The organism is Pedobacter ginsenosidimutans (genome assembly GCF_001442625.1).
GTDB lineage: Bacteria > Bacteroidota > Bacteroidia > Sphingobacteriales > Sphingobacteriaceae > Pedobacter > Pedobacter ginsenosidimutans.
The window spans coordinates 486,121-506,078 of the sequence record NZ_LMZQ01000001.1; the positions used below are offsets into that span (position 1 = coordinate 486,121).

A 19,958-nucleotide genomic window follows, 5' to 3' on the forward strand; every position below is an offset into this window, starting at 1 on the left:
AAAAATTGGGCGGTATAAAAAAGTAATAAATTAAATGCATGCTGAATAAAAAATTAGATTTGTAACAAAGAATAAAAATTCAACCTATTTATTATGAGAAAGTTTGTCGTTACAATCGCTCTTGCTTTATTATCTTTTTCTTCGTTTTCGCAAATTGTAAGTTTAAATAACAATGAAATTAAAAAGCTGAAAACGCAGGTCAAAAATGATGGGGAAACCAAAAAACTATACCTGGGCTTTGAAAAATCGGTATTAAATTATCTAAACGAAAACCCGAACCCAATTGATACCATCAGAACTGAAGGATTATTAAAGGGAAATCCCAAAAAAGAGAAAACCAGATTAGCCCTGGCAGATATGAACAAAATGTTTGCACTGGCCTTACAATACCGGATTACCGATGATCAAAAATATTTAAACAAATGTGTAGAATTTCTTGGTGCATGGGCCAAAATCAACAAACCAAATGGCGATCCTATTGACGATACCAATCTGGATAAAGCCATTGAAGCTTACGACCTGATTAAAAAAGATATCCTAGCAGCTGATAAAAAACAGATTGAGCAATGGCTTACTGAAACGGCTTTGGCAGAAATTAGCAGCAAACGGATGAAAGCGGGGAGAGCTACCGCCATTAATAACTGGAACGCCCACCGGTTAAAAGAAGTTGGTGAAATTGGTTACACCTTAAACAATCAGCATTTTATTAAGTGGACCATCGATAATTTAAAAAGCCACATCAACATCAATTTATATCCAGATGGCACCAGTTTGGATTTTAAAGAGCGCGATGCCATGCATTACCACATTTACGACCTGGAACCTATGTTAAAGTTGGCCATTATGATCGACAGGGCGAAAGGCATCAACTTTTATACCTACGAGTCACCTAAAGGATCTTCCATCAAAAAATCTGTAGAATGGATGATCCCGTACATTAATGGTGAAAAACAGCACGAAGAATATGTAAATACGACCGTTAAATTCGACCGCGACCGGGCAAAGAACAACGAACCAGGATTTGCTCCCGGGACAATGTTTAAACCAGATTTGGCATTGCCGGTATTAAAACTATCTGTATATTTTGATAGGGCACAGGCTAAACTGTTAAAAAAAGTAAATAACAATGATACCAGCTGGCAGATGATATTGGATAAACTACAACGCGAAAGCAAATAGCATCCAAACAAATAAACTTTCAATAATTTTTGAAAGTTTAAAAATAACTTTATATTTGTATATGGAATTAGCAGCAGCAAAATTAAAGTTTATAGAAGCTTGGGGTAAATTAGGCTCCGAATGGGGAATTAACCGCACCATGGCTCAGGTACATGCGCTATTATTAATTTCTCCTGAAGCGCTTACCACCGAAGAAATTATGGAAGCGCTCAGTATTTCCAGGGGAAATGCCAACATGACCCTGCGCGATTTAATTGGCTGGGGCCTAATTGAAAAACAGCACAAAGCAGGCGAGCGCAAGGAATACTTTTTTGCCGATAAGGATGTTTGGAATATTTCCCGCCAGGTAGCTAAAGAGCGTAAAAAAAGAGAGTTAGAGCCTGTTTTAAAAGTTTTGAATGAACTATCAACGGTCGTAGGTGATGAAAAAGATCCTGAGTTTAAAACCTTCAAAAAATCGGTAAGCGATATTAACAAACTTGCACTCAACGTAGATAAAACTTTAGAAACGATGCTTAAAGCTGAAGAAAGCTGGTTCTGGGGTTCGATATTGAAAGTGTTTAAATAGATGTGAGCGGGGCTATTGAGTGTCAAGTAGTAAGTATCAAGTAGTAAGTATCGAGTATCAAGACATATTCACACTAAACCCTAACCATTAAAAAGCCTTACCCTTAAGTTCGGCTTAATTTTTTAACCATATCTTTCATTTTTTACTGAAAGTATTAAAATTTAAATAAAATGAAAACGCTTAAGAACCATGTGATTTTATTTGATAATGAATGCCCAATGTGTTATGCCTATACCAAAACATTTGTAAAAACAGGTATGCTGGCCAAAGGTGGTCGTAAGGCTTATCAAAATATGCCTGAAAACATTTGTCCTTTGGTTGACAAACAAAGAGCCGCCAATGAGATTGCACTCGTGAATACCGAAAATGGTGAAGTAACATATGGCATCCAGAGCTTATTTAAAATTATTGCGCATGCCATGCCAATCTTTAAACCGCTGTTTTTATTTAGGCCTTTTGTTTATTTGATGCGCAAGTTTTATGCCTTTATCTCTTACAACCGTAAAGTAATTATTCCTGCGGCCGTTAAAGAAAACACGATACAGCCCAGCTTTAAAATCCAATACCGTTTGGCCTATCTGCTTTCTACCTGGTTTGTTACAGCTTACATTTTAACCGCTTATGCACATCTGCTTACCGATTTTGTCCCACTGGGCAGCCAATATCGTGAATACCTCATCTGTGGTGGACAAATGTTTTTTCAGGGTATCATCATTGTTTTTTATAAAAAAGAAAAACTTTGGGATTATCTGGGCAACATCATGACCATCTCTTTTGCTGGTGCACTTTTGCTTTTGCCTGTTTTGGTTATTGCACAATACCTCATCATCCCCCCTATATTTTTTATCCTTTACTTTTTGATAGTGGCCGGACTTATGTTTTTGGAGCACCTCCGCAGAAGCAAGCTCTTACAATTGGGCTGGACGATGAGTATTACCTGGGTGCTTTACCGTTTAATTGTTTTAGGTTTAATCTTTACTTTATAGGAATCATGAAATACGGAAGAATTGTACTCGCAGGTGGAAACGGATATTTAGGTACCGTATTGGCCAAACACTTTAGTCGTCTGGCTGGTGAAGTGATTATCCTATCTAGAAAACCAAAAGCCGCAGCAGGGAACATTAAAACCCTGCTGTGGGATGGCCAAACCCTGGGCAACTGGGCAACAAGCCTTCAAGGTGCCGATTTACTGGTTAACCTTTGTGGTAAAAATGTAAACTGTAGGTACACCCCTAAAAACAAGAAAGAAATTATCAGTTCGAGGTTAATCCCTACCCGTTTACTCGGTGAAGTAATCAAAAGCCTGGAAAACCCACCAAAACTTTGGATCAACATTACCTCTGCAACCATTTACCGGCATGCCGAAGACCGTCCGCAAGATGAACTGACGGGAGAAATCGGCGATGGCTTTTCTATTGAGGTATGCAAGGCCTGGGAAAGTAGCTTCTTTGAAAACGAAACTCCAAAAACCAGAAAAGTGGCCCTCAGGATGGGCATTGTGCTGGGCCTAAAAGATGGCGCATTTCCACGCTTGCTCAACCTGGTTAAACTGGGCATGGGTGGTAAACAGGGCAATGGCGAACAGTATGTAAGCTGGGTACACGAGTTAGATGCTGCGGGCAGTATTGAATGGTTAATGAACCACAATGAAATTGAAGGCATAATAAACTGTACCGCACCCGAGCCAATTAAAAACCACGTGTTTATGCACAGCATCAGAAAAGCCTATGGCATCAGCTTTGGTTTGCCTGCCCCAGACTGGCTACTGGCCATAGGCGCAAAAATAATCGGAACCGAAACCGAACTGATTTTAAAAAGCAGGTGGGTTAAACCAAACAGATTATTGAACAATGACTTTGAATTTAAGTATGCGAAGATAGATGAGGCAGTTAGGGGGCTGAGAGCGGAGGGTTAGAAGGGTATAGCGGAGGGCGTAGGGTGCCCAACGGCAGCATTAGTAAAATAAAAATGGCAACAATTATTTTAAAGACACTGATTAATGCACCGATTGAACGCTGTTTCGATTTGGCTAGAAGTATCGACCTTCATGTACAGTCGATGCAAAGTTCTGGTGAGAAAGCCATCGCTGGGAAAAGAGATGGATTGATCGGTTTACATGAATCGGTTACCTGGCGGGCCAAACATTTTGGCATTCCATTCGAAATGACAAACAAGATTAGTAAAATGGAATACCCAATACGCTTTGTAGATGAGATGGTTAAAGGCCCCTTTAAAAAACTCCACCACCAGCACGAGTTTAAAATAATGGGTTCTCAAACAGAAATGACTGATGTTTTTGAGTTTCAGGCACCGTTTGGCTTATTAGGCCGGCTTGTAGAAAAAATATTTCTTAAAAATTATATGCTGAAACTAATTGAGAAAAGAAATGAGGTAATCAAATTTCAAGCGGAATGGTAATATATGCTATTTGTGCCTCGCACTATCATTAAATTGCCAAAGCACATTAATAATCTTCCAGGCACCATTTAATTTAACAAGGTGCATATAATCGATCCATTCATCTGCAATTAGTTTAACTGAGGCAGTTTTCTCTGAAATATCAAGCATTTTAATTTCCTTTTTAGGAACAGCGGGGAATTTATCCTTTTTGCGGTTATAACTTTCAGCTAAGATAACCATTGATTCTGCAGAGGTTTCACGAACATAGTCCTTGTTTGTTTCCTTATCTGTCCAAAATGTGCGTTTAACCAGCCTTGGGTGCAAAGCTTGCTCCATTTGTTTAGGGTTTGGGTTATGTTGCGATTCTATGTAATCAAGAGCGGCACGTTTGATTTCTAAACTGTCCTGTTTTGTCTGACTGAAGCATTTCGAACCTACCATCCACAAGGAGATAAAAACAATAAAATATTTCATAGTTGCCGGTATAGTTTGGTTTTCGGGTTGAGATTTAAAAGTATAAACTTAAACTATATACTTTAAACAAAAAACCCTGAAACAAGTCAGGGTTTAGTTTTATTTCACTTCTTCGTAGTCTACGAAGTCGCCGAGTTTATCTGTTTTACTTTGATCAGGCTTTGGAGGCATATAATCTATCGAAATAGAGCCTTCAGGTTTTGGCCGTCTTTGTTGTTGCTGTCCTGTAGCCTGACTCTGCATTTTGCTGGCCAGGTTATTAAACAGCATTGGCAGAATTAACCTAATCAACATTCTGATCAGCCAAAGTACCAATATTGTGATGAAAATGAATTTTACTAATGCCATTTTTTAAATTACTGTTGTTACAAATATAGACGTCATAAAATTTATTTTGTTACTTATTTAGCCTTTAATTGCATTTTGATTACAAATATAATACGTAAATAAGCCTATAAAGGTTTTAATATCCGCATTAATCTTCAATAATTTCAGCTATACGGCCTACCTGACCATCTTCGAGCCTCACTTTTATCCCTCTGGAATGAAATGCCGATGAAGTAAGCAGATCTTTTACCACGCCATAAGTGATATTTCCCGACCGTTGATCTTTCTTCAAAATAATTCCGACTTCTAGACCCGGATAAATGTCTTTTCTGTTTTGCCCGTCCATGTGTACTGTAGTATGATTAAAGCCCCAAATTTCCATAATTATTTTGAGTGTTAAGGTAATTTACTGAAATCTATTTCAGGTTTTTTACCTGCGCTGCTTCTGGTAAAGATTTTTCTTGGTGTGGTATAATCGTTAAAAAAGCCACCATTCTTTAAATAAAAGGCGCCTTTATCTACTCCTCCCTGATAATCCATCCGATATCCTTTTGCTCCTGTATTATCGGTAGTAAAGCGGGCAGATTTTAATTCAGTCCATATTCCTTTATCATCGCAGATCCATTGGTTATCAAACAAAACTTTTCGCGATAGGTCTCCTTGTACTGGTGAAAAGTTTTCTAAAAAGGAATGGAAGCGTTTTAAATAGGTTTTAGTCTGCGGCCTTGTAAAACTGGCTATCAATTGCCATTTATTGATTTCGGGAGCAAAGAAATATGCGGTATACGTGGTTAGGCTATCTTTTCCAGGTACGCCATGCAACAAGAATTTATAGGTATTTCCTGCTTTCCACATGTAGTTCAGGTAGCTCTGACCTCCAGCACCTTCATTGCCAAATTCTCCCGTATGTACGTTTTCTCCTTTCTTTAGCATTTTTATCTTGTGCGATTCCGGGATACTTTTGGGATCGTCGGTATTGAAAGGGCTCCATACCGAAAATAAGATATGCCGTTCGGTTGGACTATTTACCTGCATACCGAAATAGCCTTCACCAAATCCGTTCGCCATAAAATAAGAGCCTAAAATATCTTCACCCTTTGGCACAGTTACTTCATTATAATACCACGCTGCATTTACATTTTCAGGTTGTTGATAGTTGAGGTGAACCGATGGCCCACGTCTGCCCCAATGAAAAAAGTTGCCTTCGTTGTTTTTAACATAAGCTGTTTTGCCTTCAGTGGCTGTTCCACTAATGGATAAGGTTTGTATTGAAGGAAATTTCGTGCCACTTTTGCTCATTCCTTTAATGGTTAAGGCAACGTAGCCAGTATCTTTAATGATCCATTCACCAATCTTACCGTCAAATGGTTTAGTTTCATCGAAACTTACTTTTTTAGATTGATTGTTGATGGCGAATTCAAGAACTGATTGCCCATCGACCACTGGTTTATCGCTTAATAATACCGTTATGGTACCAGGTTTAGAAACCCGAAAATAAGCTGTAAAATATTCTTTCGGGTTGGACCAGTTTACAATTCCCCTGTTGGATAATGTTCTTTCTGAATCCTGATGTAAAGAACTGTAGGCATTACCTCCGAGTGGAAGGGAAATTGCTGTAACATTTTGGGCATGACTTTTTAGCCCCATGACACCGAGTACGATCAGTGTTACTAGTTTAAAAGATTTCATTGAATGATTTTTAGATAACTTGTTGAAAGCAATTGTAGGCTAAATTATCTAAAAATCATGCTATAAAACCAAATCGTTACTTGCCGAATTTTTCATTAAACATTTTCTCCAAAGCAAACATTTCGTCACGCAGTTTTGCCGCCTGCAAAAAGTCCATGTCTTTTGCCGCTTTCTGCATGTCCTTACGTGTCGTATCAATTGCTCTTTGCAGTTCCGCTTTACCCATATACTGTACAATAGGATCAGCTGCTATACTGATTTCTGCATTTTCTACATAAGCCCTGGCTTTGTTGTCGCTGGCCTTTTGTGAGAAATCGAGCACAGAAGTCTGCTCTAAAATTGCTTCTCTCGATTTACCTACCGTTTTTGGGGTAATGCCATTTTCAAGGTTATAGGCAATCTGTATATCTCTACGTCTGTTCGTTTCTGATATGGTTTTCTCCATACTATCGGTAATGCTGTCAGCATACATAATTACACGGCCTTTATCGTTACGGGCCGCACGGCCGATGGTTTGGATCAGCGATTTTTCAGACCGTAAGAAACCTTCTTTATCTGCATCTAAAATAGCAACCAAAGTAACCTCAGGTAAATCCAAACCTTCACGCAAAAGGTTAATTCCAACCAACACATCGAATTCTCCTAAGCGTAAACCACGAAGAATCTCTACACGTTCGAGGGTTTTAATTTCAGAATGGATGTACCTGGTCTTGATATTTAGCCGATCAAGATATTTAGTTAATTCTTCAGCCATGCGTTTGGTTAATGTGGTAACCAAAATACGCCCACCTTCTTTTATGGTAATATCTATTTCATCTAAAAGATCATCAACCTGGTTAATGGCAGGTCTAATCTCAATAACAGGATCTAACAAACCTGTAGGTCTAATTACCTGCTCTACTACCACCCCTTCTGATTTTTCTAACTCATATTCAGCTGGAGTAGCACTTACATAAATGGTTTGCGGCGCAAGGGCTTCAAATTCGTTAAAGTTTAAAGGTCTGTTATCAAGAGCTGCTGGCAAACGGAAGCCGTATTCAACTAAAGATAATTTTCTCGATCTGTCTCCACCATACATGGCCCTGATCTGTGGAACGGTAACATGGCTTTCATCTATCACCATTAAATAATCTTCAGGAAAATAATCTAACAAACAGAAAGGGCGCATTCCGGGTTGTCTTCCATCGAAGAAACGGGAGTAGTTTTCGATACCGGAGCAATAACCTAATTCTTTCATCATTTCGATATCGAAATTGGTACGTTCTTCCAGACGTTTTGCTTCCAATAAGTGCCGATCTGCAATTAACTGGTTTTTACGGATTTCCAGTTCTTCCTGTATTCCCCAAATCGAAGAATTGAACCTATCTTTAGGGGTAACGAAAAGATTAGCCGGATAAATGGCCATATCCTCTAATTTCTCTATTGTTTTTCCGGAAACCGGATCAATTGCAGAAAGTTCTTCAATATCATCACCGAAAAAAGAAATGCGGTAAGCATGATCAAGATAGGCCGGATAAATATCAACAGTATCGCCTTTAACCCTAAAGGTTCCGCGTTTAAAATCTGTTGTAGTTCTCGAGTATAAAATTTCAACTAAGCTATGCAAAAATGCATTCCTCGAAATCCGCAAGCCCACGCCAAAACGGAAAACCATCCTTGAAAAATCTTCTGGATTACCCATACCATAAATACAGGAGATGGATGATACCACGATAATATCGCGCCTACCGCTCATTAACGAAGAGGTAGTGCGTAACCGGAGTTTTTCAATCTCTTCGTTTATACTCAAATCTTTTTCGATATAAGTATTGCTTGATGCAATAAAAGCTTCTGGCTGATAATAATCGTAATAAGAAACAAAATAATTCACCGAGTTTTCAGGGAAGAAATTTTTGAACTCACCGTAAAGCTGCGCCGCCAAAGTTTTATTGTGACTCAAAATCAGGGTAGGTTTTTGTGTCTGCTCGATCACATTAGCTACCGTAAATGTTTTTCCCGATCCCGTAACGCCTAGTAAAGTTTGATAATGTTCGTTGGCATTTACGCCATCTACCAATTGTTTTATCGCGTTCGGCTGATCTCCTGTAGGTTGATATTCTGAGGTGATTTTAAATTTCATGGGTAAATCAAACTTAGTTAAAATTGATCTTTAAATCAATTTTAATGTTCTCTCCTCCGCTTATAAAAACATAAACGGCTGGGAGGAAATATACGGTTTAAGCTGCAAAGTCTAAAACAGGAGAAAGTCAGGAAAGTTGGTAATTATGTAAATAATCTATTATTAAATGCAATAAGTTATAAGACAATGCAGCAACAAGCTTCAAAAAAGGCCATCAATGTTGTAAATCAAAAGTACAACTTTTGATTTACAACACAAAAGCATACATTTGTATATGTTAGTTACCAGAAATCTCGCCGCACAATTAATAAGTCGCTTAAAAAAATCGCCAGCAATTGCGATCCTTGGTCCAAGGCAAGTCGGAAAAACAACTTTGGCAAAAAGTTTAAGTAACGACTATATCTATATGGACATGGAAAACCCAAGGGATATTGCAAAGTTACACGATGCCTATACTTTTTTAGAAGGTCTGCAAGATCATACTGTAATTATTGATGAGGTTCAACTATTGCCTACTTTGTTTTCTTTATTACGCCCTTTAATTGATGCGAAAAGAACACCTGCTAGATTTATTTTACTTGGATCAGGATCTCCCGAACTGGTTAAGGGTGTTTCTGAAACATTAGCCGGAAGGATTTCGTATAATGAGTTATGCCCCATCGGATTAACTGAATTGCCAGATGAATTAAGTTTCGAACAGCATTGGTTTCGGGGAGGGTTTCCTGAATCACTACTATCGGAAAATGATTTTCAGAGCAAAGAATGGATTAACGATTTTATTGTGAGTTATGTGGAAAGAGATTTGGCAAAGATGTTTAATGTAGATTTAGCACCAACACTGCTTAGAAACTTCTGGAGCATGCTTGCCCATTTAAACGGAAACTTATTTAATGGCGAATCGTTTGCGAGATCGTTAGGGGTTAGCGCACCAACCGTTAATAGGTATTTAGATTTTTTAGAAGGTGGCTTCTTGATCAGACGTTTGCAGCCATGGTTTGTAAATGCCAAAAAGCGTTTGGTTAAATCACCAAAAACATATATCAGAGATACAGGGATTCTTCATAGGCTATTAAATATTCCCAGCTATAGTGATTTATTTGGCCATCCGGGAATAGGTGCTTCCTGGGAAGGCTACGTAGTTGAACAGATTTATCAAATAAAAGAAAAACAAACAGATCTTTTTTTTTATCGGACTCAAAGAGGAGCAGAATGCGACTTAGTTCTTGTACAGGGAATTACACCACTCGCTTGTATCGAAATTAAATTGTCAAATGCGCCAACAGTATCTCAAGGCTTTATAAACTGTACCAAAGACCTTGAACCAAAGTACAAATATATCATCACTCCAAAAAGTGAAACTTATGTGACATCAAATGATGTAACAGTAGTCAACTTAAAAAATTTCCTAATGAATATTTTACCTCAAATTCAATAAAAAATCCCCAAAAAATCTCGGGGATTTTTATTGGGCAACGCCATTCCCGCCTAAAGATTTCCCCACTACGTTCGAAATGACAATCGCCCAGGATAATAATGGGGCTATTTACCCGCTGCCTGCATTGGGTTTTTACCAACCGATTGGCCTCTTACTGCTCCACCAACTTTGGTTTTATATACCTTAAACTTACTTTCTTTTGCTTTACCGCCCCAGGTATTATTTGAGGTATCGATATCTGCAGTTTCGCGTAATGGATCAATTAAAATAGAGGCTACTTCTTTATTTTTAACGTAAAACTTAGCTGTTTTCAATTCATTATGTCTCCAGATCTGCGCTGGAATACGGTCTATTTCTTTTGTTCCGTCTTTATAGGTAAACTCAACAATGATAGGCATTACCAAGCCGCCTTTATTGCTAAAGCTCAGTTCGTAAAGGAATTTGTTACCATATTGGTCCTGCTCTGCTGAGGGAACAGCTTCTAGTGTTGCAGCGGTTTCTGTTTTAGTAGCAACAGTGGTATCAACAGTAACCATTCCCCTATCGTATTTATAGTAAAAATCTTGCGCTGCAGGAGTTTTATCTACGTAAAAATTAATTTTCTTATCCTCACGGTTTCTGATTTTTGAAATATCTTCAAATGCATTAACGGCAGGTTTATCAATTTTAACCATTTTCGATTTGGCTTCTGGTAAATCTTTAGGGAAATCGGCTTTCGCAAATTTCACGCTGTCTAAAGATATATCACATGGATCGGTTCCATAAAACCAACCTCTCCAAAACCAATCCAGATCTTCGCCACTGGCATCTTCCATGGTACGGAAAAGATCAGCTGGTTCAGGATGTTTAAAAGCCCATCTTCTCGAATATTCTTTAAATGCGTAATCGAAAAGTTCTCTTCCCATGATGGTTTCGCGAAGGATATTTAAACCGGTGGCGGGTTTCGAATACGCATTCGGACCGAAACGGGTAATATTTTCAGAGTTGGTCATAATTGGCTCCAGCTCATCCTTAGGCAGTTTCATGTAATCAACAATAGTATATGCCGGTCCTTTTTTACTTGGAAATTTGTTGTCCCAAAGCTCTTCGGTTAAATACTCAACAAAAGAATTTAGTCCTTCATCCATCCAGGTCCATTGACGTTCATCACTATTTACAATCATCGGGAAGAAGTTATGCCCAACCTCGTGAATAATTACACCTAACATCCCATTTTTAGTGCTTTCGCTGTATGTTCCGTCAGTATCTGTTCGGCCATAGTTAAAACAGATCATTGGGTATTCCATTCCATTTGCAGCTTCGATACTTTGTGCAACAGGGTAAGGATATGGGATGGTGAAATCTGAATAGGTTTTAATGGTATGTGCCACCGCACGGGTAGAAAATTTGCTGTACAGGTTGTATGCTTCTTTTCCATAAAAACTCATACACATTACGGTATTGTTATTGGCCTGAATTTTTTGAGGCATGGCATCCCAGATAAACTTACGGGAAGAGGTCCAGGCAAAATCGCGGACATTATTCGCATTAAAAACCCATGTTTTTTTAGCTGTCGATTTTTTGGTTTCTGCCAGTTTAGCTTCAGCCAAAGTTTGGATTTCTACGGGTGCTGCAGCAGTTTTAGCAGCATTATACCTACTTAACTGTGTTGGATTTAAAACAGCGCTATAATTGATACACTCTCCTGTTGAACCCACAAGGTGATCAGCAGGAACAGTCATTTGAACTTTAAAATCGCCAAAGGTTAAGGCAAACTCACCTCTACCTGTAAACTGATGGTTCTGCCATCCCTGAAAATCGCTATATACACATAAGCGTGGGTACCACTGGGTCATAGTAAACAGATAGTTTCCATCGGTCGGGAAAAACTCATAACCTCCACGGCCGCCAACACTCATCCGGTCAGAAATTTTATAGTTCCAATCGATATTGAAGATAAATTTTTGTCCACTTCTCAGCGCTACAGGCAAATCTACCCTCATCATGGTTTTGTTAACCGTATAGGGTAAGTTTTTACCTGTTGCATCAGTTAATTTGGTAATGTTTATGCCATAACCATTATTTCCTGTTGCACTTAACTGATCTAAATTTTTAGTGGTTCCGGTAGCTGGCATTTTAGTTGCATCCTGATAATTGGCGTTTCGATCGGTGCTATGCTCGTTTTCATCAAGCTGCAACCAGATATAAGTTAATGGATCGGGAGAGTTGTTCGTGTAAGTGATCGTTTCGGAACCCGTTAACAACAGATTTTTTTCATCCAGCTCGCATTTGATGTTATAATCTGCACGTTGCTGCCAATATTTAACACCAGGTGCCCCGCTGGCCGTACGTTGTTCATTAGGTGTTGGTAAAATGGTGCCCAACTGCTCAAACTTATTCCCATGGTTACTCCCTGGGTTATTCTGCGTATTTTGTGCCATAGCCAAACTACCAGAAAAGAGCAGCAGGCCGGTTAAAGTAAATAGTTTATTCATGATGTGGTTTATTAAAAAGGAATTCGTTCTAAAGCCATTTTTAAAGCCAGGCTAAATACGGCTGCTGATATAAATAAAACCCAGCTCATGCGTTTGATGCGGGTATAATTAAAAATTAAAAAGGTAATTAAAAGAATGATGATCACCATAAAAACCTGTCCGGCTTCTAAGCCTACATTAAAACCAAATAGGCCCCAACCAATATTCTGATCTTTGGCCAGCATTATCCGGATGGAGTTTGCAAAACCCATTCCATGAATAAGACCAAAGCCAAGCGCCAAAAAATAATTGATCTTAATTGATTTTAAGGAGAAATTCTTTCTAAACAAATTGCTTATTGCGGTAATTACAATGGTACAGGGAATTAAAAATTCTACCCACTTACTATCAAACCTGATCATATCCAATACACTTAAAAGTAAGGTAAATGAATGGCCAATGGTAAAAGCCGTAACCAATATGAGTACCTGTTTTAAATTGACATAACTGTAAATAGCAACCAGCGCCAAAATAAATAGCTGGTGATCTAAAGCATCGGCACTGATGATATGCGCCCAACCCAATTTAAAATAAAAGATAAAATCTTGTAACGGCATGAATAATAAGCTAACTATTGAGAATAAAATAGTTTACAATAGCTAAAATTATATTTTTAATTATAAAAACTCCAAATATCCTTCAAACAAAAGCCTAAATACCAAATTTGTTACTATTCTTTAAGTTATTTAGTTCTTTTTGGCGAAGTTTTATCGCAAACAACTGGGTTTACAGTTGTAAACAAAATTGTTGTTTAATATACATAGTCAATACGGTAACTTGGTACCTACAACTATTGGTCTTCTATTCAAAACTATGCTTTGGCTCAAATATCACTTACAAAAACCAGAAAAAGGTTTCGATCCTGTTCCAAAAGCTTTTGCAGAACAATATGCTGCAAACGAATACAAAAAAATAGACAATAAAATTATAGATATCATAAAAAGCCATTTAGGTAGTTTCGAAAACAAAACTTTACTTGATTTGGGTGCCGGGCCTGGGCAATATAGTATTGAATTTGCCAAAAGGGGCGCAAAAGTTACCTGGCACGACATTAGCCAGAATTATTTAACAATAGCAAAAGCTAAAGCTCAGGACGAAAATATAACAATAAATTTTTCATTGGGCTATTTAGAAGAAGCCCATGGCAAGTTCGACATTATTTTTAACCGCATATGTTGGTATTACTGCATTAACGATTACCGGTTTGCAAAATGCATCTACAACTTGATTAAAAAAAACGGGTATGGGTTTATTGTGGTTAACAATGAGAAATATCTTCAGCAGGAACTTGCAAAAGAATCAGGTTTTAGAAAATTGGCCATTAAAATGAGTTTTTGGCTCAATGAAAATTTTAATATTAAGCTTACACATGTTCATCCATCCCATAAGAAACTAAGTAAAATATTTGCCAGCTTAAATTTCAGGCACTTACATTTAGAACAATGTGGGCATAACACCTTAATTACATTTAACAAGTAGAAGATTATCTGTTAACTTTGCCCTTTTAAGGAAAGATTTAATATGTTGTTGCGTAAATTAAAATATAGCTTTTTGCTTTTGTGTGTTGCTTTTTTTTCTGTTGGAGCAGGAATAAAACACCCTTTGCATGTAAGCACAACTGAAGTAAACTTTAATGCAAAGGATAAAACCTTAGAAGTAAGCTGTAAAATCTTTTCAGACGACTTTGAGGCAATTTTAGCCAAATTATATAAACAGAAAACCGATCTGAGCAATCCAAATATGAAGAAGGTAATGGATGAATTGGTGAAAAAATATCTACTTTCTCATTTACAGCTAAAAGCTAATGGCAAAGCTGTTGCCATGAACTACATCGGATTTGAGATCGATCATGAGGCTACTAATATTTATCTTGAAGTGGAGAAAATTCCGTCTGTAAAATCGGTTGAGGTGAGCAACACTATTTTATATGATATGTTTGATGATCAGATGAGCATTGTACATATTGTAAAAGGCCCTAACCGTAAAAGCACAAAAATCCTTTACCCTGAAAAAAAGTTCACAGCAAACTTTTAATTGTAATTTTTGTATTAAATTACAGCTCAATGTTAAATTACCGTTAATTTTAGAAGGCAATATTATTTAAGTTAATATCTGCTGAGAAATATTTCTTGTAATCTTTTTTTAAATACCGTGTTGTTAAAATAAGTTATGCATCTAATCATCTTCTCCAACATATTAACGCCTCGGATAAAATATATCTTTAACTTTATTTTTAAAGATGTTCTTAAAGCAGAATTGGAATTTACGGGCAATAGCCAATATTTTCTACAAAGCGAGCATATCAAAATCAGTTATGGCGAAGAGCCATTAGGTGAGGAACTTTTCTTTAAGCGCACCGCTTTACTCTTCTCCAATAAATTAGAAGAAATTAAGCCAAAAACCATTCCTTTTGGCGAATATCAGGCTCCTTTTCCTGTTGCACAATCAGCCTTGCCCTTTGATGTTTTTGCTGCCTCATTTTTTATATTAAGCCGGTATGAAGAATATTTTTATCCCAAAAAAAATGAAGAAGAATTTAGGCCATCGAGAAGCCATCAGCATAAATGGAGAGTTTTAGATAAACCGATTATTGATGAATGGGCATTGATCATTAAAAGTTTGATCAAAAAAAAACATCCACATTTTAAGTTCCACGAAAAGAAATTCCAACATCAACCAACCATTCACTTCAATATTTTACCCAACTTACCTGAGGGATTATTAAATAGGGCCAAATTCATTTTCAGTGCCATCTTTAAAAAAGAAAACAATTACCTGAGCTCGAAATTTGACAGGTTAACAGGAGTAGGGATTAATAATGAGCAGGTTTTAGATGAGTTAAACCAGCTATTTTCTTCAAAAAAAAGCAATCCTATTTATTTTGTCGATTTCCCTGACGTGCCGATAAATTACATCAGGATAAACGGTGTTTCAAAAACACTTAACAATCAATCAGTAGGATTATTAAGACCCTGTGCCAGCGATAAGCAAAAAATGCTCGAGATAAAAGAAGGCCTGGTTAAGCTAAAAAAAATTAACCCTAACCCCGCACCTGTAAGCAGTCAGCAGTTAGAAGTATTAAAATTCCCCATTTGTTATTTAAATATTCTTAATTCAGGTATTACTTCCGATTATTCTATGGGTTATAGTAATGTACCAGGCTTTAGGGCCGGAACTTGTACGCCATTTAACTGGTACGATCTTCAGCTCGAAAAAGTAACCCCTTTAACCGTTAATTCTTACTGCCTCACCGATTATATTCTTCAGTTTTTAACACATGAGGCAGCCACTAAAACAATACACCAGTATATTGCTGCAGTAAAGGTGGTAAACGGCACATTTTATAGCAGTTGGAGTCTAAAAAGTCTGTCTTCAAATGCAAAATACAAAAAATTAAAATCGCTGTTTAAAGAAATGCTCGATTACGCGGGAAATTGATTTTAATTTAATTTATCCGGCTTAAAATTGCTAATTTTAGTAATTAAACGTCCCACTGGAATAAACCTGTAAAATACCGGAAACATTATTATGATTTTTGATGTAAGCAAGACAAAATCTATCGCCAATACCTTTATTGCCGAACTTCGGGATGAGAACATCCAGAAAGATTCGATGCGTTTCCGCAAAAACATGGAAAGGCTTGGTGAGTTTTTTGCCTACGAAATCAGCAAATCATTGGAATATACCGTTCAAGAAACCGTAACGCCTTTAGGTGTATCGTCCTGTGAGGTTTTAACCCAGCAGCCGGTTTTAGCGACCATACTCCGAGCCGGGTTGCCACTTCAACAAGGCTTACTTAACATCTTTGATAAAGCCGAATGCTGTTTTATTTCTGCTTACCGAAAAGTAAAAAAGAGCGGCGATTTTGTGATCCAGATGGACTACATTTCTACCCCGGATTTAGAAGGAAAAGTTTTGATTATGGCCGATCCGATGTTGGCAACCGGACAAAGCATGGTGATGTGCTGTAAAGAACTGATCAACCGCTACAAAATTGCAGAGCTTCATATCGTTGCCGCAATAGCCAGTACAGAAGGTGTTGCACATGTACGTGCCAATCTCCCAAAAGCAAAACTCTGGCTTGGAGCAATCGACGAAGAAATGACCAGTAAATCTTATATCGTTCCAGGACTGGGCGATGCTGGCGATCTGGCCTATGGAGAGAAAGTTTAATTTTTAGTCCTTAGTCTTAAGTCCAGAGCCAGTGAACATCCTCTTTATATGCAGCAGAAACAAATGGCGTAGTGCCACTGCCGAAAATATCTATAAAAACCATCCCGATCATCACGTGAGGTCAGCGGGAACAGCGCCATCGGCCAGGATTAAAATCAATGAAAAACTAATCATCTGGGCCGATCTCATCTTTGTGATGGAGAAAAAGCATAAACAAAGGATCATTGAACATTTTCCTGAAGAAACCTGCGATAAGGAAATCATTACACTCGATATCCCGGATGATTATCAGTATATGGATGAAGAACTTATTGAAGAACTAAACGCAAAAGTTGCCGATTATTTATAAATCAAAAATCATTAGGCTACCTTTGTGAAAATAATTATTCATGAAAAAGCACATTTTCTTCGACCTTGACCACACCATTTGGGATTTTGACCGTAATGCCGAAGAAACATTAAATGAGCTATACCAAACCTATAAATTAGAGGAGCTTGGCTTAAAATCGTGTGCCGACTTTATTACAACATATACCGAAAACAACCATCAACTGTGGGCCGATTACCACTTGGGAAAAATTACCAAAGATTTTTTAAGATCGGAAAGGTTTAACAAAACATTCATTCAACTAGGTATTCATCCTGATGCGGTACCTCATCAATTTGAAGACGATTATGTAAATATCTCACCCACCAAAACCAATTTGTTCGATGGGGCAGAAAATGTTTTGCGCTACCTACAGCAAAAATATACCCTGCATATTATTTCTAATGGCTTTAAGGAAACAACCTTAACCAAAATGAACCTGTCTAACCTTAACCCATACTTCGAAAATGTGATTATCTCCGAAGATGTGGGCGTAAACAAACCCAACCCCATCATTTTTGAATATGCATTGGATAAAGCAAAGGCTTTAAAAGAAGAAAGTATCATGATCGGTGATAGTCTCGAAGCTGATATTTATGGTGCTTTAAATTTTGGTATGGAGGCTATATTTTTCAATCCTTTACAGAAAGAAAAACCTGGTGATGTGCAGAAAGAAATTGTGCATCTCGAAGAATTATTGAAACTTTTTTAGTTTCACTCCTTTTTTGTTTGGTTTTGGCATTCGTTTGGCATTAGCTTAAAACACACACAAATGAAACCTTAATTAAAATGAAGAAAATCATCTTTTTAGGATTGGCAATGCTTTTTGCTACCCTAAGTTTCGCTCAAAACAACCGTAGTACAGCCGAAGTATTTGTGCAAATCGTTAACCCTGGCAAGTATAATGTATATTTAGACGATGAACTAGTTGGATCGGCCAACGGTAGGTTCCGTTTTTACGATGTATACAATACCGCACCAGTACTATCTATTATTCAGGGCAATACTGTAATCCTGAAACAGAGAATAAGGGTTATCCCACAACAACGAATTGTTTTAAGTTTTGAAGATAAACGGTTAATCACCTTAAAGCAGCTAACGATCTATCGAAACAGGCAATATGCCCTTAACGATTTTGATGGCTATACAGGAGATTACAATACGGGCATTGTTCCTCCTCCACCAGCAGTACCAGAGTTGAACTACAGATTACTTTCTGATGAGGCTTTTCAGACTTTTTTAAGCCAGTACAAAAAAGAAAGTTTTGATGATGGCAGAACAAGAATGATTAATGTTGTGAGTAAAAACGCCTCATTGCTAAGCGCTCAGGCCAGGGTGCTTTTAAAATCTTTCGCCTTTGATGATGAACGGTTGAAGGTAGCCCGAAACCTTTACAAAACCGTTGCCGATCCCCAGAATTACTTTACCTTATCTGATATTTTTGTTTTTAAATCTAATAAGGACGACTTTTTAAAATACTTGGAGAACCAGTAATTCGGCTTATCTTTATTACATGACGGCTGCAAAAATAAAGGCATCGATACATAAAATTGTCGATGCCTATAAATCGAAATTATCTCACTATGCTGAGGATATTTTTCAAACCACCCCGCCCATTGCCGGATGGAGTTACAGCGAAGTATATTCGCATATTTTCGATTCAAGTTTGCTCTCCCTAATTGCACTTGAACGCGCAGCAAGCGGTAAAGGCGAAAACAAACCCACACTTTTTATTGTAAAACTGATTTTGCTTTTAGGCACCCTGCCGCCGTCAAAAAAGTATAAAGTTCCGAAAAGACTGGCTGAGCGTATTAAAAAAATCAGCAAAACAGAAGCGCTCGATTTTATTTTAGAATTTGAAAAAGGCCTTGATGATAATTATCCCGCAATTGCCAACGCAAAAGCCGATTGTAAAACAAAACACCCACGACTAGGTTACTTAAATGCCAAACAATGGCTAAGATTTATCGAAATTCATTTAAAACATCACCTCAAGCAGTTAGAAAGGATAGAAAAGAGTTTTTAGGCGTAAATTAATTTCGCCATATTTGGATAAATTAAATTCAGCGCCATGAAACATGTTTTTTATCTGCTCGCCTTAACTCTACTTTGCGCCTGTAATAGCGAAAAGAAAGAAACTGCTCAGGCGGTTATTCCAACACCTACTGGAATACAGGGACTGCAAAAAAGCAATACTGCGCAACCCGCAGCGCAAAGTGCCAAAACTAACCTAATTTTCAATCCGCCACATGGCGATGCCGGCCATACCTGTGCTTTAGCGGTTGGCGCACCATTACACCAAACAGCTGCCGTTCAACCACAAAAAAGCGCTACTCCACAACCAGTAACTGTTCCGGCGCCTCCTATAGTAAATACATCAAGTAAAAAACTTAATCCTAAACATGGAGCGCCTGGCCACAGATGTGACATAGCTATTGGGGCACCGCTGGATAGTAAACCAACACAAGTAGCGACCACACAGCCTGCTGTAGTGAAACAAACTGTAGCGATAAAAACAGGAAAGGGTTTGAACCCACCTCACGGCCAGCCTAACCATCGCTGCGATATTGCTGTAGGTGCACCTTTAAACAGCAAACCTGCCCCGGTGGTAAATACTGTTCCTGTATCAACACCCGAAACCAAAACAACCGAAACAAAAGCGCTGGAGACAAAAAGTGAAGGGAAATAATAGTACATATATTATGCACTTAATA

General features: G+C 37.9%; 22 protein-coding genes. 15 read left to right on the top strand and 7 right to left on the bottom strand.

Annotated features, from left to right (window positions below):
• The first annotated feature begins 93 nt into the window (after positions 1 to 93).
• From ASU31_RS01905 to ASU31_RS01925, 5 genes are all read left to right on the top strand, one after another.
• On the top strand, positions 94 to 1,179 hold the full coding sequence (locus tag ASU31_RS01905) for an alginate lyase family protein (protein WP_057930693.1): 1,086 nt from the start codon (positions 94 to 96) through the stop codon (positions 1,177 to 1,179).
• 61 nt (positions 1,180 to 1,240) lie between these two features.
• Positions 1,241 to 1,747: a GbsR/MarR family transcriptional regulator gene (locus ASU31_RS01910; RefSeq protein WP_057930694.1), complete on the top strand. Its 507-nt coding sequence runs from the start codon at positions 1,241 to 1,243 to the stop codon at positions 1,745 to 1,747.
• A 170-nt stretch (positions 1,748 to 1,917) separates the two neighbouring features.
• Positions 1,918 to 2,733 carry a hypothetical protein gene (locus tag ASU31_RS01915; protein ID WP_057930695.1) on the top strand — a complete coding sequence of 272 codons (816 nt, stop codon included), beginning with the start codon at positions 1,918 to 1,920 and terminating at the stop codon, positions 2,731 to 2,733.
• A 5-nt stretch (positions 2,734 to 2,738) separates the two neighbouring features.
• Complete coding sequence (locus ASU31_RS01920) at positions 2,739 to 3,662, top strand: TIGR01777 family oxidoreductase (RefSeq protein WP_057930696.1); 924 nt, start codon at positions 2,739 to 2,741, stop codon at positions 3,660 to 3,662.
• Positions 3,663 to 3,715: 53 nt separating this feature from the next.
• Positions 3,716 to 4,165, top strand: a complete 450-nt coding sequence (locus tag ASU31_RS01925; protein WP_057930697.1) for an SRPBCC family protein — start codon at positions 3,716 to 3,718, stop codon at positions 4,163 to 4,165.
• A 6-nt stretch (positions 4,166 to 4,171) separates the two neighbouring features.
• On the opposite strand, the gene ASU31_RS01930 is transcribed toward ASU31_RS01925, so the two are convergent.
• The 5 genes from ASU31_RS01930 to uvrB form a co-directional block, all read right to left on the bottom strand.
• Positions 4,172 to 4,621: a nuclear transport factor 2 family protein gene (locus ASU31_RS01930; protein WP_057930698.1), complete on the bottom strand. Its 450-nt coding sequence runs from the start codon at positions 4,619 to 4,621 to the stop codon at positions 4,172 to 4,174.
• A gap of 99 nt (positions 4,622 to 4,720) precedes the next feature.
• Complete coding sequence (locus tag ASU31_RS01935; RefSeq protein ID WP_057930699.1) at positions 4,721 to 4,969, bottom strand: DUF4834 family protein; 249 nt, start codon at positions 4,967 to 4,969, stop codon at positions 4,721 to 4,723.
• Between the two features lie 127 nt (positions 4,970 to 5,096).
• Positions 5,097 to 5,294: a YwbE family protein gene (locus ASU31_RS01940; protein ID WP_057930846.1), complete on the bottom strand. Its 198-nt coding sequence runs from the start codon at positions 5,292 to 5,294 to the stop codon at positions 5,097 to 5,099.
• Between the two features lie 50 nt (positions 5,295 to 5,344).
• Positions 5,345 to 6,637, bottom strand: a complete 1,293-nt coding sequence (locus ASU31_RS01945) for a DUF3472 domain-containing protein (RefSeq protein ID WP_057930700.1) — start codon at positions 6,635 to 6,637, stop codon at positions 5,345 to 5,347.
• 76 nt (positions 6,638 to 6,713) lie between these two features.
• Positions 6,714 to 8,756 (bottom strand): excinuclease ABC subunit UvrB, encoded by a 2,043-nt coding sequence (uvrB, locus tag ASU31_RS01950; RefSeq protein WP_057930701.1) that lies wholly within the window; start codon positions 8,754 to 8,756, stop codon positions 6,714 to 6,716.
• Positions 8,757 to 9,030: 274 nt separating this feature from the next.
• Here uvrB and ASU31_RS01955 point away from each other — a divergent pair, with 274 nt between their 5' ends.
• Positions 9,031 to 10,191, top strand: a complete 1,161-nt coding sequence (locus ASU31_RS01955) for an ATP-binding protein (RefSeq protein WP_057930702.1) — start codon at positions 9,031 to 9,033, stop codon at positions 10,189 to 10,191.
• Between the two features lie 104 nt (positions 10,192 to 10,295).
• Here ASU31_RS01955 and ASU31_RS01960 read toward each other — a convergent pair whose 3' ends face one another.
• Positions 10,296 to 12,665, bottom strand: a complete 2,370-nt coding sequence (locus ASU31_RS01960) for a M1 family metallopeptidase (RefSeq protein WP_057930703.1) — start codon at positions 12,663 to 12,665, stop codon at positions 10,296 to 10,298.
• 11 nt (positions 12,666 to 12,676) lie between these two features.
• Positions 12,677 to 13,261: a HupE/UreJ family protein gene (locus ASU31_RS01965; RefSeq protein ID WP_057930704.1), complete on the bottom strand. Its 585-nt coding sequence runs from the start codon at positions 13,259 to 13,261 to the stop codon at positions 12,677 to 12,679.
• Between the two features lie 256 nt (positions 13,262 to 13,517).
• Between ASU31_RS01965 and ASU31_RS01970 the strand changes: the two genes are divergently transcribed.
• From ASU31_RS01970 to ASU31_RS02010, 9 genes are all read left to right on the top strand, one after another.
• Positions 13,518 to 14,183, top strand: a complete 666-nt coding sequence (locus ASU31_RS01970) for a class I SAM-dependent methyltransferase (protein ID WP_057930705.1) — start codon at positions 13,518 to 13,520, stop codon at positions 14,181 to 14,183.
• A gap of 42 nt (positions 14,184 to 14,225) precedes the next feature.
• Positions 14,226 to 14,738 (top strand): DUF6702 family protein, encoded by a 513-nt coding sequence (locus ASU31_RS01975; RefSeq protein ID WP_057930706.1) that lies wholly within the window; start codon positions 14,226 to 14,228, stop codon positions 14,736 to 14,738.
• A 135-nt stretch (positions 14,739 to 14,873) separates the two neighbouring features.
• Positions 14,874 to 16,142, top strand: coding sequence for a DUF7033 domain-containing protein (locus tag ASU31_RS01980; protein ID WP_057930707.1), 1,269 nt, complete (start codon positions 14,874 to 14,876; stop codon positions 16,140 to 16,142).
• Positions 16,143 to 16,232: 90 nt separating this feature from the next.
• On the top strand, positions 16,233 to 16,877 hold the full coding sequence (upp, locus tag ASU31_RS01985; RefSeq protein WP_057930708.1) for a uracil phosphoribosyltransferase: 645 nt from the start codon (positions 16,233 to 16,235) through the stop codon (positions 16,875 to 16,877).
• A 31-nt stretch (positions 16,878 to 16,908) separates the two neighbouring features.
• The gene (locus ASU31_RS01990) at positions 16,909 to 17,226 is read left to right on the top strand and encodes a low molecular weight protein tyrosine phosphatase family protein (protein WP_057930709.1); all 318 of its coding nucleotides are present in this window, start codon (positions 16,909 to 16,911) and stop codon (positions 17,224 to 17,226) included.
• A gap of 40 nt (positions 17,227 to 17,266) precedes the next feature.
• A complete protein-coding gene (locus ASU31_RS01995) occupies positions 17,267 to 17,956 on the top strand; it encodes a YjjG family noncanonical pyrimidine nucleotidase (RefSeq protein WP_057930710.1) in 690 nt (229 codons plus the stop codon).
• A 77-nt stretch (positions 17,957 to 18,033) separates the two neighbouring features.
• Positions 18,034 to 18,738 (top strand): proline and serine-rich protein 1 family protein, encoded by a 705-nt coding sequence (locus ASU31_RS02000; RefSeq protein ID WP_057930711.1) that lies wholly within the window; start codon positions 18,034 to 18,036, stop codon positions 18,736 to 18,738.
• 19 nt (positions 18,739 to 18,757) lie between these two features.
• A complete protein-coding gene (locus ASU31_RS02005; RefSeq protein WP_057930712.1) occupies positions 18,758 to 19,270 on the top strand; it encodes a DUF1569 domain-containing protein in 513 nt (170 codons plus the stop codon).
• Between the two features lie 45 nt (positions 19,271 to 19,315).
• On the top strand, positions 19,316 to 19,933 hold the full coding sequence (locus ASU31_RS02010) for a hypothetical protein (RefSeq protein ID WP_057930713.1): 618 nt from the start codon (positions 19,316 to 19,318) through the stop codon (positions 19,931 to 19,933).
• The last annotated feature ends 25 nt before the right edge of the window (positions 19,934 to 19,958 follow it).

Excerpts from the sequence above, each read along its gene's own strand:
- ASU31_RS01905 (WP_057930693.1), top strand. The coding sequence starts at position 94 with ATGAGAAAGTTTGTCGTTACAATCGCTCTTGCTTTATTATCTTTTTCT.
- ASU31_RS01910 (WP_057930694.1), top strand. The coding sequence starts at position 1,241 with ATGGAATTAGCAGCAGCAAAATTAAAGTTTATAGAAGCTTGGGGTAAA.
- ASU31_RS01915 (WP_057930695.1), top strand. The coding sequence starts at position 1,918 with ATGAAAACGCTTAAGAACCATGTGATTTTATTTGATAATGAATGCCCA.
- ASU31_RS01920 (WP_057930696.1), top strand. The coding sequence starts at position 2,739 with ATGAAATACGGAAGAATTGTACTCGCAGGTGGAAACGGATATTTAGGT.
- ASU31_RS01925 (WP_057930697.1), top strand. The coding sequence starts at position 3,716 with ATGGCAACAATTATTTTAAAGACACTGATTAATGCACCGATTGAACGC.
- ASU31_RS01930 (WP_057930698.1), bottom strand. The coding sequence starts at position 4,621 with ATGAAATATTTTATTGTTTTTATCTCCTTGTGGATGGTAGGTTCGAAA.
- ASU31_RS01935 (WP_057930699.1), bottom strand. The coding sequence starts at position 4,969 with ATGGCATTAGTAAAATTCATTTTCATCACAATATTGGTACTTTGGCTG.
- ASU31_RS01940 (WP_057930846.1), bottom strand. The coding sequence starts at position 5,294 with ATGGACGGGCAAAACAGAAAAGACATTTATCCGGGTCTAGAAGTCGGA.
- ASU31_RS01945 (WP_057930700.1), bottom strand. The coding sequence starts at position 6,637 with ATGAAATCTTTTAAACTAGTAACACTGATCGTACTCGGTGTCATGGGG.
- uvrB (WP_057930701.1), bottom strand. The coding sequence starts at position 8,756 with ATGAAATTTAAAATCACCTCAGAATATCAACCTACAGGAGATCAGCCG.
- ASU31_RS01955 (WP_057930702.1), top strand. The coding sequence starts at position 9,031 with ATGTTAGTTACCAGAAATCTCGCCGCACAATTAATAAGTCGCTTAAAA.
- ASU31_RS01960 (WP_057930703.1), bottom strand. The coding sequence starts at position 12,665 with ATGAATAAACTATTTACTTTAACCGGCCTGCTGCTCTTTTCTGGTAGT.
- ASU31_RS01965 (WP_057930704.1), bottom strand. The coding sequence starts at position 13,261 with ATGCCGTTACAAGATTTTATCTTTTATTTTAAATTGGGTTGGGCGCAT.
- ASU31_RS01970 (WP_057930705.1), top strand. The coding sequence starts at position 13,518 with ATGCTTTGGCTCAAATATCACTTACAAAAACCAGAAAAAGGTTTCGAT.
- ASU31_RS01975 (WP_057930706.1), top strand. The coding sequence starts at position 14,226 with ATGTTGTTGCGTAAATTAAAATATAGCTTTTTGCTTTTGTGTGTTGCT.
- ASU31_RS01980 (WP_057930707.1), top strand. The coding sequence starts at position 14,874 with ATGCATCTAATCATCTTCTCCAACATATTAACGCCTCGGATAAAATAT.
- upp (WP_057930708.1), top strand. The coding sequence starts at position 16,233 with ATGATTTTTGATGTAAGCAAGACAAAATCTATCGCCAATACCTTTATT.
- ASU31_RS01995 (WP_057930710.1), top strand. The coding sequence starts at position 17,267 with ATGAAAAAGCACATTTTCTTCGACCTTGACCACACCATTTGGGATTTT.
- ASU31_RS02000 (WP_057930711.1), top strand. The coding sequence starts at position 18,034 with ATGAAGAAAATCATCTTTTTAGGATTGGCAATGCTTTTTGCTACCCTA.
- ASU31_RS02005 (WP_057930712.1), top strand. The coding sequence starts at position 18,758 with ATGACGGCTGCAAAAATAAAGGCATCGATACATAAAATTGTCGATGCC.
- ASU31_RS02010 (WP_057930713.1), top strand. The coding sequence starts at position 19,316 with ATGAAACATGTTTTTTATCTGCTCGCCTTAACTCTACTTTGCGCCTGT.